Here is a 13760-nt window from a genome sequence, read left to right as displayed (position 1 = left end):
TTATTCACTTACATCTTCTAAATGGACGACTTCTACACCTGCTTTTTCGAGAAAAGCTAAGCCCTCGTTATCGCGATAGCCTTCCTTATACACCACGCGCTTAATCCCCGATTGGTAGATGAGCTTACTGCACTCTTTGCAAGGTGACATTGTGATATAGAGCGTCGCTCCTTCCGACGATTGTGTAGACGAAGCGACTTTCATTATCGCATTGGCTTCGGCGTGAAGTACATACCAATGGGTATTGCCTTCCTCATCTTCACAACAGTTATCAAAACCAGTGGGCGTACCATTATAACCGTCAGAAATAATCATACGGTCTTTTACTATTATAGCTCCTACTTGCTTGCGCTGTGAATAAGACAATTTTGCCCATTCCATCGCCATACGCATATAAGCTTTGTCATAACGCAATTGCTTTTCTCGCTGTTGTTTCGTCATCTTGTAATTGTTTTTTAAGAAGTGCTACTGAAGAGAACTTTCGTTCTTCACGTAGGTATTTTACAAAATATATTGTGAGTTCACGGTCGTAAAGGTCGCCGTTGAAGTCAAAGAAATACACCTCGATAGAAGCCCCTTTACCTTCGATAGTAGGGTTCTTGCCAATGCTCATCATTCCATACACTTTTCGTGCGTCAATGTAGCTATACACGGCATATACGCCATCTTTGGGAATGAGTTTGTAGTCTTCGGTTACTTGTATATTAGCAGTAGGGTAGCCTAAGGTACGCCCCAATTTGAGTCCGTGTACCACCGTGCCTGTAAGGCTGTAAGGAGTCCCGAGGTAATGCTCGGCAGTGGTAACGTCGCCTTTATTCAACGCCTCTCTTATCTTGGTGGAACTCACCGATACTTCATCTACTTCTTGCACCGATATTTCTTCCACAGCAAAGCCATACTTTTCGCCAAATAAACGCATATCGTTTATATTTGCGGTACGATTGCGCCCAAAACGGTGGTCGTAACCAATAATCACCTTTTTCACATTGAGATGCTGTACCAAAATAGTACTTACGAACTCCTCGGCAGTAAGTTGGGCAAAAGCCTCATTAAAAGGTTGTACTACGAGCAAATCGACGCCTAATCGCTGGAGTAGTTGCTTCTTCTCTTCCAAAGTGTGAATAAGTTTCAAACTTTTGTCGTGTTGCACTACCATTCGCGGATGCGGAAAGAAAGTGAATATTGTTGCTAAAAGTCCTTCTTGGCGAGCTGTTGCTACTACCCTTTCAATGATTTTCTGATGTCCCAAATGCACACCATCAAACGTGCCTATGGTGAGCACCGTAGGTTGTTGGGTAGTAAAAGTAGTAATATCGGTTATTTCTCTCACTTATTGTAGAACTTATTGTAAATATCTATATACTTTTCTTTAATCACACGTCGTTTGAGCTTGAGAGTAGGAGTGAGATGACCGCCATCTATCGTCCATTCATCGGGGGTGAAATCAAAAAGTTTTACTTGTTCCCACTTGCCTAAATGATTGTTTACCTTTTCTACCTCTTTAGCAATACGGTCGTGAATGGCTTGGTTTTGTATAATCTCTTCGTTGGTTTTACCTAATTTCACTTTATGACGGCGTGCCCATTCTTTTACAAACGGGAAATTGAGCTGAATAATAGCAGCTGGCATCTTTTCACCTTCGCCTACTACCATTACATTCTCAATGAAACGAGAGAGTTTCAACTGGTTTTCTATCAGCTGAGGCGATACGTACTTACCGCCTGAAGTTTTGAAGATTTCCTTCTTGCGGTCGGTGATTTTAAGGAAGCCATCAGCGTCAAGCTCGCCTATATCGCCTGTGTGGAAGAAACCATCGGTGATGTTTTGATCTGTTTGCTCGGGGTCTTTATAGTAGCCCAACATTACATTCTCCCCTTTCACAAGTATTTCACCGTCTTCGGCAATTTTCACTTCTATATTGACAATAGGTTTCCCTACGGTACCTATCTTCCAAAATCTACCCGATTCGCGGTTTACTGCAATAACGGGAGCGGTTTCGGTAAGACCATAACCTTCCATAATTTTGAGTCCTGCGGCAGAGAACACCTTAGCCAAACGCGGTGAGAGAGCAGCACTACCTGAGACAATCATCTGTATGCGTCCGCCTAAGGCTTCGCGCCATTTGCTAAAGATGAGTTTGCGCGCAATTTTCAGTTTGAACTGATACCAAGCGCCATTGGCTCCATAAGGTTCGTACTTGAAGCCCAAATTGAGTGCCCAAAAGAAGAGTTTGCGTTTAATGCCTTTAAGTTCTGCCCCTTTTGCGAAGATTTTGTCGTAAATCTTCTCTATGAGTCGGGGTACTACTGTAATGATATGCGGTTTTACTTCGCGTAAGTTATCACTGATTTTATCGAGAGATTCGGCAAAATAAATGCTTAGACAATCGTACTGATACAAATAGGTGAGCATACGCTCAAACACGTGGCACACAGGCAAAAAGCTGAGTGCTGTAGAGCCTTCGGTAATAGGCAAACGGTCTTGGCAGTTCAGTATGTTAGAGATGATATTCCAGTGGGAGAGCATTACCCCTTTTGGACGGCTGGTAGTGCCCGAAGTGTAGATGATAGTTGCTAAATCGTCTTTTTGAATACTATCTTTGCGTGCTTCCACTTCTGCTTGATTGCTCTCATCGGCGCCTAAATCGAGGATTTCTTGCCAATGGTGGGCATAAGGTACATCGTTGAAGGTAAAAATAGTTTTTAGATGAGGCAATTTATCTTGGATAGAAGAGATTTTCTCCCATAGTTCTTTATCGGAAACGACACAGTATTTACATTCCGAATGGTTGAGGATATACTCGAAATCCTCTAAGTTGATAGTGGGATAGATAGGTACATTCTGTGCGCCTACTTGTAAAATCCCGATGTCGAGCACGTGCCATTCGGTGCGATTAGTACTTGAAATGACCGCTATTTTATCATTTTTTTCAATGCCTAAGCGCAATAAGCCTCGGCTTACGGTATTCACTTTTTGGATATATTCAGCGGTAGAGGTTTTTGCCCACTCACCGTTGTATTTGGTAGCAAAAGCGACCTCTAAAGGGTGTTTAGATTGTTGATAATAAGGTATATCGAATAAACGATTTACGGTATTCATTGGTTTAAATTTTTGTTACAGAGGGCAAAAGTAATAAATAATTACGAAATACGAAATACGAATGACGAAAAAAGGAAAAAACTTTATTTTTCTGGAAAAAATTGTCTTTTATCATTTGTAATTTACAATTAATTCATACTTTTGCACCAAATAAAAACAATTGAGATATAGAAGAATAGAAAAATACACATAAGATTTAAAGAGAAAGTTGTTAATATTCCTTTTTAAAAGAATCTGGTAAATTCAATAAAAAAGCAGAGGTAATTAACAAAAGGTTTCTCGCCCCATAAGGGCGTGAACTGTTTTTGTTACATACCTGTTTTTGGGCATACCAGAGCCTTTTTAAAAGTGTGAACAAAACATTCACGCTTTTTTATGCTCAAAGGTTGCCCTTATTCGTTTTGTAATATTAAAATTAAATCAATAACAAATGAAAAAAATCGTATTATTCAGTGCTTTGGCACTACTGTTAGCAAGTTGTGGAGGTACAAGAGAGTTATCGCACAATGTAAACAACCATACTACTCAAGTGGTATTGGCTAAAAATAACTTTAAAGTAGTAGAACACGTGAAAGGAGAAGCTTCTAATCAATATTTTCTTATTGTAGGAGGTGGAAGACGTGGCTTGGTAGAAAAAGCAAGAGCTAAAATGCTTCAAAATGCCAATTTGGTAGGCTCTTCAAGAGCGGTTATCAATGAAACTGTAGAAATACATTCTTTCTTTTTCTGGTTTGGTATGCAATACACAGTAACTGTTTCAGCTGACGTAATCGAATTTACTGAATAGTAAAACACAAAAAAGAAGCTGTTCAAAAAGTTTTATTTTTATAGGGGCGTTTACAAGCGCCCCTATAAATGTAATATCAATGAGATTGACTATCAATGATTTCAACTTTGAAAAAGTCATAGCACAACAGGGCGTGAGCTATACGGGGAACGGAAACTTTAGCAAGGTATAACGGCAGTAAGATAAACGAAGAGTGGGTCTACAGTGGCTCTACAGTGGCTCTACAGTGGCTCTACAACGAACAAAAGACGAACCTAAATAGGAAGTAAGTTAAAGCTAAGATAAAACTAAAAAGAAGGTAGTTAAGGGATTTCTATTTTGGTAAGGAACGTAGCACGAAGAGCAAACAGAAACTTTGGCAAGGTATATAGTACAAAAGCAAATAAAAAAGAGAATTTTGTTATATCGAGCTCACTTCAAACAAAAAAAGAGTCAATTTGTAAGTATACAAATTGACTCTTTTTCTAATTGAGAAATTGGGAAATTACCAAATTATTCTACGGTTACTGATTTGGCTAAATTACGAGGTTGATCGACATTGCAACCGCGCTTGATAGCGATATAATAGGACAGCAACTGCAAAGGTACTGAGGCTAAAATAGGGGTAAGTGCCTCACTGATTTCGGGTATTTCAATCACGTGGTTTGCTAAGCCCGCCATTTGGGTATCGCCTTCGGTTACTACGGCTATAATTTTACCTTTGCGTGCCTTTATTTCTTGTGCATTGGAAACTACCTTATCATAATGTCCTTTAGACGGTGCGATGAATATCACCGGCATATTCTCATCGATAAGGGCGATAGGTCCGTGTTTCATCTCGGCAGCTGGATAGCCTTCGGCGTGAATATAGGATATTTCTTTGAGTTTTAAAGCCCCTTCCAAAGCGGTAGGGAAGTTAAAACCACGACCTAAATACAAGCAATTGGTAGCTGTTTTATAGCTTTCGGCTATTTCGGCTATCTTGTGATCGACTGTTTTGATAGTGGTTTCGAGCAACTGGGGCACACGTTCTAATTCCTTGCAAAGACGGTGATAGGTTTCCGTACTGAGGGTACCCTTCTTATGTCCTAAATGCAAAGCGATAAGGGTAAGCACCGTAAGCTGGGTGGTAAAGGCTTTGGTAGAAGCTACCCCTATTTCAGGACCTGCGTGAGTGTAAGTGCCTGAATGGGTGATACGCGCAATTGATGAACCTACCACATTGCAAATACCGTAGATAAAAGCTCCTTTTTCTTTCGCTAATTTGAGGGCTGCTAAGGTATCGGCGGTCTCACCCGATTGCGAAATAGCAATGACGATATCCCCTTTATTGATAATAGGGTTGCGATAGCGGAACTCTGAGGCGTACTCTACCTCCACAGGAATACGAGCGTATTCTTCTAACAGATATTCACCTACCAAGCCTGCGTGCCACGAAGTGCCACACGCTACAATAACGATGCGTTTGGCATTGAGGAAGGTCTCTAAATGATTATCTATTCCTGATAGTTTGGTAGTATGGTTGGGCAAGAGGCGACCGCGCATCGTGTCTTGGATAGACTTAGGCTGCTCGTAGATTTCTTTGAGCATAAAATGGTCGTATCCGCCTTTTTCAATTGCTTCGAGGTTGAGTTTGAGTTGTTGTACAAACGGACTCACCTGCTCGTTACTGCCTATTTTAATCACTTTCAACGGTTTGTTGAGGTGAATGGTAGCCATTTCGCCATCTTCTAAATACACAGCATTTTGGGTGTATTCTATAAAAGGAGAGGCATCGGAAGCGACGAAGAACTCTCCATCACCTACCCCTATTACCAATGGACTACCCAAGCGGGCTACTACTATTTCCTCAGGTTTGCTTTCCTCCATTACAGCAATGGCAAAAGCGCCAACCACCTCGTTGAGCGCATAGCGCACGGCAGTCTCTAAATTGACGTTTTCTTTTTCTTTGAAGTATTCGATGAAGTTTACTAATACTTCGGTGTCAGTATCTGAATGGAATACAAATCCCTCTTTGATGAGGTTTTGCTTGATACTCTCGTAATTCTCAATAATTCCGTTGTGTACAATGGCTATTTTGCCAGAGTTAGAACGGTGAGGGTGTGAATTGATGTCGTTAGGCACTCCGTGGGTAGCCCAACGGGTATGCCCCATACCGCAGCCATAAGTAGGAACATTTTCTCCTGCCTTGGCTACCAAATCGGATACTTTGCCCTTGGTTTTTTCTCCGTAAAAACTCTCAGCGTTTAAGATAAAACCTGCGCTGTCGTATCCGCGATACTCTAAGCGTTTTAAACCATCAATCACGATGGGAAAGGCGGCGCGTTTGCCTAAATAACCTACAATTCCACACATATTTTTAAGTTCTTTTTATTATTTATTAATTTATACTCTTACACTTTCGGGCACTAATACGGTATAATCACCGTGATTGCGAATAACATCGCGCACAATAGACGATGATATAAACGAAGTACGCGCTGCCGTAAGTAAAAAGACAGTTTCTATTTGAGATAATTTGCGGTTAGTATGCGCAATAGCTTTTTCAAACTCAAAGTCGGCTGGGTTGCGCAAACCTCTGAGGATGAACTGAGCATCGATTTCTTTGCAGAAGTCTACCGTAAGTCCTTGGTAAGTTGTAACTTTTACTTTGGGTTCATCGGCAAAGGCTTTTTCGATAAACTCTTTGCGTTGTTCTACCGTAAACATATAGTTCTTGTCGCCATTAACACCTATGGCAACCACAATTTCATCGAATAGGTCTAAAGCGCGTTTGATAATATCGTAATGACCTAAGGTAATGGGGTCAAATGACCCTGGAAATAAAGCTCTTTTCAATGATTAACGATTAATGGTTAGTGATTCAATACTCGTTCAATTTCGCTTTCGAATAGTTCTTCAAGGCTAATACCAGCTACTTTAGCTTGTTGAGGCAGTAAACTAGCTTCTGAAAGCCCTGGTGTGGTATTCATTTCAAGCAAATAAGGTGTATCGCCTACTATGATAAACTCACTTCGGCTGAAACCTTCCATTTTTAACAATCGGTATACACGTTCCGCCAAAGCGTTGATTTTAGCAGTCATTTCGGCAGAAAGGCGCGCAGGGGTAATTTCTTGCGACTTGCCGTTATACTTGGCATCATAATCGAAGAAATCATTCTCGGATACAATCTCAGTCATTGGAAGAACTTTTATTTTCCCGCGATAGTTGATTACCCCGATAGAGATTTCAGTACCTTTCAAGAAAGTTTCGATGAGGATTTCGTCGTCTACTTCAAATGCTTTGTCTATATACATAGGCAGTTGAGCCTCTTCATATACTTTATACACTCCAAAACTACTCCCTGATTTATTAGCCTTCACAAAGCAAGGCAAGCCTACTTTGGCCACAATATCAGCAGTGTTGTAGTCTTCACCTTTGTTGAGATAGTAAGAAGGGGCTGAAAGAATTCCGAAAGGTTTGAGTACCGATAGCATATCACGTTTGTTGAAAGTAAGAGCCGAAGCATACATACTGCACCCTGTGAGCGGTAAGCCAATCAAATTGAAATAGGCTTGTAAATAACCGTCTTCACCTGGGGTGCCGTGAATAGCATTGAAAACAGCATCAAAAGTAATTTTACGTCCGTTTACTGTTACCGAGAAGTCGTTTTTATCAATAGGGTGTTCGTTGTTTTGAGTATCTACATACACCCATTTATCACGGTCGATACGCACGGGGTAAGGTACATATTTATCTTGGTTGAGGTTTTTGGCTACTACTGCAGCACTTTTTAAAGAAACGGGAGCTTCATTAGAGTATCCTCCCATTATGATTGCTATATTCTTTTTCATTTTTTCAATAGTATTACTTCTGACGGAAATACACGTCAATAGGCACGCCATTAAAATCAAAGTTCTCACGGAGTTTGTTTTCTATAAAACGTCGATATGGGTCTTTTACATACTGAGGCAAATTAGCAAAGAAAGCAAACTGTGGCATAGGTGTAGGCAACTGGGTACAGAATTTTATCTTGATGTATTTCCCTTTGATCGCGGGAGGGGATAGTTCTCAATGATAGGCAACATCACCTCATTGAGTTTGCGAGTAGGGATACGCTTGGTGCGGTTGTTATACACTGCTACAGCCGTTTCTATGGCTTTGTAGATACGTTGCTTATTCAATGCCGATACAAACAAGATAGGTACATCGGTGAAAGGTTCTATTTCTTTACGGATAGCCGCTTCGTACTGTTTAGCCGTATTGTTTTCCTTCTCTACCAAATCCCATTTGTTTACCAATATCACTATGCCTTTGCGATTGCGTTGTGCCAACCAGAAGATATTAGCATCTTGGCTTTCAAAACCACGCGTAGCATCAAGCATCAAAATACACACATCGGAGTGTTCAATGGCGCGAATAGAACGCATTACTGAGTAGAACTCTAAGTCCTCTTTCACTTTGGCTTTGCGACGGATACCTGCTGTATCAACTAAGTTAAACTCAAATCCAAAACGGTTATATTTAGTGTCAATCGCATCGCGTGTAGTGCCTGCAATATCAGTAACAATATAACGGTCTTCGCCTATAAGGGCGTTGATAAAGGACGATTTACCCGCATTAGGTCTCCCTACTACGGCAAAACGCGGTAAGGTGTTTTCTTCTTGTTTTTCTTTTTCGGGCAAGAGAGCGACCAAATCGTCGAGTAGCTCCCCTGTACCGCTACCATTTACACTTGATAGGGCGTAGAGATGTTCAAAACCTAAGGCATAAAACTCGTGCATATCGTTGCGACGGTTGTTGCTATCTACTTTATTTACCGCTACTAATATCGGTTTATGGCATTTGCGCAACAACTCAGCCACCGATTCGTCCATACCGGTAAGTCCTTCTTCTACGTTTACCATAAAGATAATCGCATCGGCTTCGTCTATGGCTAAGGCAACTTGTTTGTTGATTTCTTTCTCGAAAGAATCGTCGCCTCCCGCTAAGTAACCACCTGTATCAATAACAGAAAAAGAGACCCCGTTCCAGTCGGTTTTACCATAATGGCGATCGCGTGTTACGCCACTTACAGCGTCCACGATAGCCTCTCGGCGTTTTATCAAACGGTTAAAAAAAGTGGATTTACCTACATTCGGTCGTCCCACAATGGCTACTATAGCACTCATAATACACCTACTTATTTTTTGCAAAGATAGAAATTAATTGACAAATGACAATTATCTTCTTACAATCGCTGTTCTTTTTTATATGGATTGGGGCGATAGCCGTCCATTAGCACATCGTTTTCCATTATAAACGGAATAGCATCAGGTTGCTCCCATTCTACATCATAACGATTCATTAAGTAATCACTGAGCTGGGTGCGATTCTCTAATTTTATTGCCTGATAGGGTTCTTGAAAAGCGAGTTTTTCTATAAAGAGCAACTTGCCGTCAAAAGGTACTAATACCCCTACGTGTCCTACAAAAAGAGTGTTCTCCTCTGGGGTGATTTGGGAATGGAAGACTGCCGAGATAAGCGATGCCTTAGTCGGGTCGTTTTTATAACGGAAATTGATACCGCGCTCTTTCCACGCTTCTTGCATCACCCGCAAATGGGTGTTTACATCTTTGGTATTAGTAGTAGGCACCTCAGTAAAGAGGGTAAAAAAGTTATTTTCTTCCTCAGAGGTAAAGAACTTCTTAGAAGTATTGTGCAAGGATTCACGGTCTATAAAAAGCACCTCATCTTCCTCTTTGCTAGCAAACTTTTTATCCGTAGGGAAAGAAATTAAATCACGCAAGAGGGTGAAAGAGGTAAGACGGCAATTATAGCCTTGAAACATAGGGTATTTAGCCGTCCAAATGCTTTGTATAGCAACCTCATCATACTTAGGTAGCAAGCTGTCAATAGTAACAAATCCTTTGTGTACTAAGCCTGCTTTATCACCTACTGTTTGGTTGAAAAGGGCTACACCCTCCAAAAAAGAGGCTACATTTTGTGAAGAGACCCCCGCTGCTGTAAGGGCTTTTTGCACTTCATCTTGGGTAGCGGTATCTACTAAATTAGAATAAGTGAGAGTAACTGCTGTATTTTCAGTTGTTGCTTTCTTCTGTTGGCAAGAAATTGCTACCAAAGAAAGAGTAGTTATCAATAGAAGTCTTTTCATTGTTTTAGTCATTACTTTCATAATAATAAGATTGTTCTATACCTTTAAAAATTACTTCACGGTCGTTTACTTTATCAGTAAGGGCAGGTTGCAACAAAAAGCGTAATTCCAAATCGTTGATAGGGCTACGCTCCATTGCTTGGAGGTAAGGAGCTTTATCTATCCGTTGCCAATTCACTACTTTGCCTAAGCGTTTTTTAAGTATCAAGTCGAGCCATATACGAGTAGCACGTCCATTGCCTTCCATAAAAGGGTGGGCAATATTCATCTCTACGTATTTGGCTACAATTTCTTCAAAAGTATTTTCAGGCATTTGGTCTATTACGGGTAGGATAGCGTGCAAAAACATCGCATTGGCAAACTTAAAACCGCCCTTGCTGATGTTTAGCCGACGTATCTCACCTGCAAAATCGTAAAGCCCCTCAAAAAGATAGCGATGTATCTCGCATAATCCTTTAGTGGTACCTACTTCTATCTGCTCTATAGTCCCACTCTCAAAAAGACGATAGGCATTTTGCAAACTTTGTGCGTCGATTTCTTGAGTATTCATCTTCAATTTTCTCTGTTTAACGTATATACTAAGCTTGTATGCCTCTCTCCTATAAGCGGAAACAAGAAATCTTCAAGGGTATGATGGTAACGGAAGCCACATTTTTCAAGTACTCGCTGTGAGGCAATATTTTCCTCGTATGCGCCTGCCCATAGCTGGGTAAGGTGCAACTCTTCAAAAGCATATTGCAGTACCCTTAGGGTAGCTTCAGTAACATAGCCCTTGCTCCAAAAGTCTTCTCCAAGCCAATATCCTATTTCAGCTTCACTTTCGCTTATAGGAAGATTGCTCTTTCCTTGTAAAAGCAAGCCTATACTTCCTATGGGAATGTTGTTTGCTAAACAAATAGCAAAACTATGAGGCTTGCTAAGGACAACCTCAATAATCTCTCGGCTCTCTTCTACACTTTTGTGAGGTAGCCAACCGCACATCTTGCCTATAATAGGATTATGAGCTTGTGCGTATAAGGCTTGGGCATCTGTTATTTTCCAAGGACGAAGCAAAAGGCGCATTGTGTGAAGTGTTTCCATAAACTTAAATATTTTATAAATAGACTTTACCAAAGTTATCTGCCCGTGCGGCTCGCACCTTTGGCAAAGTTTATCATTAACCATTAACCACTAATCATTAACCACTAATCATTAACCACTAACCACTACTTAAACATTTCTTTAATCTCTTCCAACATCTTAATCTGTTTTTTTACCGATTCAGTTTGGTTTAAGCCGCGTTTGATAGTGATTCCCTCGTCCAATACGTTTTTGAGCATCTCTTTAGCAGCAGGGTTCTCCATATCTTTAGCGATTTCTTTGAGTGATTCAGCCAATAGCTCCACGTGTGAAGTATTGTCTAAGTGCATTGCCCACTCATAACCTTTTTTAAAGTTGGTAGCTGTTTCAGGATTGTCTTTTTCAAAGAAAGGATAGTATATAAAATAAGGAAGTATCGCAGGGAGATACTGCTCCATTTGGTTGTCTACAATTACTCCTGATAATCCCGCTAATTGGTCGGTATCAAAGTCTTTAATACTTCCTTTTTCAAGTATACTCTTAGCGCGGGCGGGCTCAGTGCGAGCTATCCCGTTGATAGCAGCATTCTTGATAGCCCCCGAAGGAGTTTCAAGGTATTTTTCAAATAAAGAAACGTATTTGTTTTTGTCTTTTGAGGTAGCTAATACCCATATCGCTGCCGATTTAGCTAAGTTCTCAGGGTCAGAAGACGCAATCTTTTCTACCATTGCCATTTCTTTGGCATTGAGTTCATAACTAGCGAGTTTTTGCAATGCTTGTATGCGCACTTGGAAAAAGGGGTCTTTAAGAGCAGCAAGCAAAATATCTTTGCCGTCAGGAGCCATTGGCGCACTTACCGCTTGCATTCTGCTCTTGAGCGATTTAGCGCGTTGCATTTGGTACAAATACTCTGCCCACGTTTTATGGTATTGCTCATCTATCAGCACCACACCTTCGGGGTTGATATCTATCAGCTCTGAGGCTTTCTTCATTGCGAAAGTAAAAGTATTCTCTTTACGAGCATCTACCCAAACACTATGACGCTCTGCCTTGCCATTTCTGTAAATATCTATATCCAACGGAAACTGAAACAAGAGGTCTTCGCTTTGTGTTTGAATGATTTTTAAGGTCAATTTACCATTGCTAAACGTCTTTTCTACATTCACAGTAGGATTACCATTGCCAAAGTACCATTGGTTGAAGAACCAGTTCAAGTCTTTACCGCTCACTTTTTCTAACGAAAGACGTAATTGGTGAGCTTCCCCCGTGCCGTATTCATTCGTTTTGAGGTAATCGGTAAGCCCTGCAAAAAAAGCCTCATCACCAAGATAATTGCGCAACATATGCAAGATAGCCCCGCCTTTGTTGTAAGATACCAAATCGAACATATCCTCACGTGAATCATAGCCAAAGCGCACCAAATCTTTTGCAAAATCATTGACGCGGTGTTGATATTGAAGGGTGTTATTGCTAAGGTGGTATTCTGCGGCATCTTTGCCGTATTTGTGTAGCAACCACAAGTATTCGCTGTAGTTAGCAAACGACTCGTTTACGGTGAGATTCGACCAGCTTTCGGTAGTTACCAAATCGCCAAACCAGTGGTGTGCCAATTCGTGTGCGATAATAGGCTCCCAATAGTTTTGGTCAGCCAAAGCTTCTGCGCTCTGATAAGCACTCTCGGCGTGGCTTACAGCCGTAGTGTTTTCCATTGCTCCACTCACAAAATCGCGCACTACCATTTGGGCGTATTTAGCCCACGGATAGTCATAGCCAAAACGCTCAGAGAAGAACGTAATCATCTCGGAAGTATTTCCAAATATCTGTTTTGCAACAGGCTCGTATTCCTTTTCTACATAGTATTCAATAGGCACCTTACCGCGCCAAGGTGTATCTTTTACTACGGCAAACTCTCCTGCCCCCATAAAGAAAAGATAAGGTGCGTGAGGCTTGTCCATCACCCAATAGTCGGTGCGCATATTGCCTTTCTTATCACTGCTTTTTAGCACCCCGTTAGAGAGGGTAACAAAGCTATCGGGCACTGTCATTTCTATTTCTTGAGTAGTCTTTTGGTTGGGCTTGTCGATGGTAGGAAACCAGCACGAAGAGCCTTCCGTTTCACCCTGCGTCCATACTTGGCGCATAGGCTTGTCGGCTTCTCCGTTAGGGTTGATAAAGTAAAGCCCTTTGGCATCGGTAATAGCACGACTGCCCTTATCGGTTACCTTTTCAGGCTGTGCCGTATAGCGAATGTACACGGTATAGGTCTCCCCTTTTTGGTAAGTTTTGTTGAGTTTTATTCTCAACATATCATTCTTATAGCTATAAGAAAGAGGCTGTTGCTTGCCGTTCTGCTCCAAAGCCACCTTGTGGATAAGCATAGCCTTTGCATCAAGGATAAGGCTATCGGTAGCATAGAAATAAGGAGAAGCAGTAAGCCATTCTTCGCCGTTGAGTGTTTGGTTAGTGAAGTTAAAATCTACCTTCAATTTCGTGTGCTTTAAGGCAGTTTTCTTCTCAGGAGTAGCACGATAGAGGCTTCGCCCCGAAGTATCCGTCTGTGCAAAAGTGTAGCCCGAAAGTAACAGGGCAATAATAGTAAAAAGTGTTTTTTTCATTAGCTTATTTTATTGCCTTGAAAAATATATTTCCAAGGGATAATTTCAAATGCAAAGATATAGCTTTTTGCCATTATAGCGAAATAAA

11 protein-coding genes and 1 pseudogene are annotated in these 13760 nt (G+C 41.1%); 1 reads left to right on the top strand and 11 read right to left on the bottom strand.

The genetic code is table 11. The annotated features are described in order from the left end of the window. From HW278_RS08995 to HW278_RS08985, 3 genes are read right to left on the bottom strand one after another with little or no spacing between them, the layout of a single operon-like run. A complete protein-coding gene (locus HW278_RS08995) occupies positions 1-441 on the bottom strand; it encodes a deoxycytidylate deaminase (RefSeq protein ID WP_009411280.1) in 441 nt (146 codons plus the stop codon). Further along, entirely contained in the window at positions 404-1330 is a 927-nt protein-coding gene (locus tag HW278_RS08990; protein WP_178977592.1) for a bifunctional riboflavin kinase/FAD synthetase, read from the bottom strand. The genes HW278_RS08995 and HW278_RS08990 overlap by 38 nt, the downstream gene beginning before the upstream one ends. Next, positions 1327-3099, bottom strand: coding sequence for an AMP-dependent synthetase/ligase (locus HW278_RS08985; protein ID WP_178977591.1), 1773 nt, complete (start codon positions 3097-3099; stop codon positions 1327-1329). The genes HW278_RS08990 and HW278_RS08985 overlap by 4 nt, the downstream gene beginning before the upstream one ends. Positions 3100-3529: 430 nt before the next feature. On the opposite strand from HW278_RS08985, the gene HW278_RS08980 reads away from it, so the two are divergent. Further along, complete coding sequence (locus HW278_RS08980; protein ID WP_002675412.1) at positions 3530-3886, top strand: DUF6567 family protein; 357 nt, start codon at positions 3530-3532, stop codon at positions 3884-3886. 492 nt (positions 3887-4378) lie between these two features. Here HW278_RS08980 and glmS read toward each other — a convergent pair whose 3' ends face one another. The 8 genes and pseudogenes from glmS to HW278_RS08940 form a co-directional block, all read right to left on the bottom strand. Continuing rightward, positions 4379-6220 carry a glutamine--fructose-6-phosphate transaminase (isomerizing) gene (glmS, locus tag HW278_RS08975; RefSeq protein WP_015782508.1) on the bottom strand — a complete coding sequence of 614 codons (1842 nt, stop codon included), beginning with the start codon at positions 6218-6220 and terminating at the stop codon, positions 4379-4381. Between the two features lie 30 nt (positions 6221-6250). Beyond that, the gene (gene coaD, locus HW278_RS08970) at positions 6251-6703 is read right to left on the bottom strand and encodes a pantetheine-phosphate adenylyltransferase (RefSeq protein WP_002677379.1); all 453 of its coding nucleotides are present in this window, start codon (positions 6701-6703) and stop codon (positions 6251-6253) included. A gap of 17 nt (positions 6704-6720) precedes the next feature. Then, on the bottom strand, positions 6721-7698 hold the full coding sequence (locus tag HW278_RS08965; RefSeq protein ID WP_015782507.1) for a D-alanine--D-alanine ligase: 978 nt from the start codon (positions 7696-7698) through the stop codon (positions 6721-6723). 13 nt (positions 7699-7711) lie between these two features. Next, positions 7712-9015: pseudogene (gene der / locus HW278_RS08960) on the bottom strand (ribosome biogenesis GTPase Der). Positions 9016-9074: 59 nt separating this feature from the next. Then, positions 9075-9998 carry a DUF4300 family protein gene (locus HW278_RS08955; protein ID WP_317166217.1) on the bottom strand — a complete coding sequence of 308 codons (924 nt, stop codon included), beginning with the start codon at positions 9996-9998 and terminating at the stop codon, positions 9075-9077. A 4-nt stretch (positions 9999-10002) separates the two neighbouring features. After that, positions 10003-10548 carry a protein adenylyltransferase Fic gene (gene fic / locus HW278_RS08950; protein ID WP_034556323.1) on the bottom strand — a complete coding sequence of 182 codons (546 nt, stop codon included), beginning with the start codon at positions 10546-10548 and terminating at the stop codon, positions 10003-10005. Between the two features lie 2 nt (positions 10549-10550). After that, a complete protein-coding gene (locus HW278_RS08945; RefSeq protein WP_178977589.1) occupies positions 10551-11078 on the bottom strand; it encodes a GNAT family N-acetyltransferase in 528 nt (175 codons plus the stop codon). 125 nt (positions 11079-11203) lie between these two features. Next, the gene (locus HW278_RS08940; RefSeq protein ID WP_178977588.1) at positions 11204-13672 is read right to left on the bottom strand and encodes a M1 family metallopeptidase; all 2469 of its coding nucleotides are present in this window, start codon (positions 13670-13672) and stop codon (positions 11204-11206) included. Positions 13673-13760 lie beyond the last annotated feature (88 nt).

The sequence above is a fragment of the Capnocytophaga sp. oral taxon 902 genome (genome assembly GCF_013394735.1).
Lineage (GTDB): Bacteria > Bacteroidota > Bacteroidia > Flavobacteriales > Flavobacteriaceae > Capnocytophaga > Capnocytophaga ochracea.
The sequence above is the reverse complement of the archived record's forward strand: the minus strand, read 5'-3'. Positions and strand labels throughout refer to the sequence as shown.

Bases quoted from the DNA above. Each gene is read 5' to 3' on its own strand.
- HW278_RS08955 (WP_317166217.1), bottom strand. From the start codon at position 9,998: ATGAAAAGACTTCTATTGATAACTACTCTTTCTTTGGTAGCAATTTCT.
- HW278_RS08940 (WP_178977588.1), bottom strand. From the start codon at position 13,672: ATGAAAAAAACACTTTTTACTATTATTGCCCTGTTACTTTCGGGCTAC.
- fic (WP_034556323.1), bottom strand. From the start codon at position 10,548: ATGAATACTCAAGAAATCGACGCACAAAGTTTGCAAAATGCCTATCGT.
- HW278_RS08985 (WP_178977591.1), bottom strand. From the start codon at position 3,099: ATGAATACCGTAAATCGTTTATTCGATATACCTTATTATCAACAATCT.
- HW278_RS08980 (WP_002675412.1), top strand. From the start codon at position 3,530: ATGAAAAAAATCGTATTATTCAGTGCTTTGGCACTACTGTTAGCAAGT.
- glmS (WP_015782508.1), bottom strand. From the start codon at position 6,220: ATGTGTGGAATTGTAGGTTATTTAGGCAAACGCGCCGCCTTTCCCATC.
- HW278_RS08945 (WP_178977589.1), bottom strand. From the start codon at position 11,078: ATGGAAACACTTCACACAATGCGCCTTTTGCTTCGTCCTTGGAAAATA.
- HW278_RS08965 (WP_015782507.1), bottom strand. From the start codon at position 7,698: ATGAAAAAGAATATAGCAATCATAATGGGAGGATACTCTAATGAAGCT.
- HW278_RS08995 (WP_009411280.1), bottom strand. From the start codon at position 441: ATGACGAAACAACAGCGAGAAAAGCAATTGCGTTATGACAAAGCTTAT.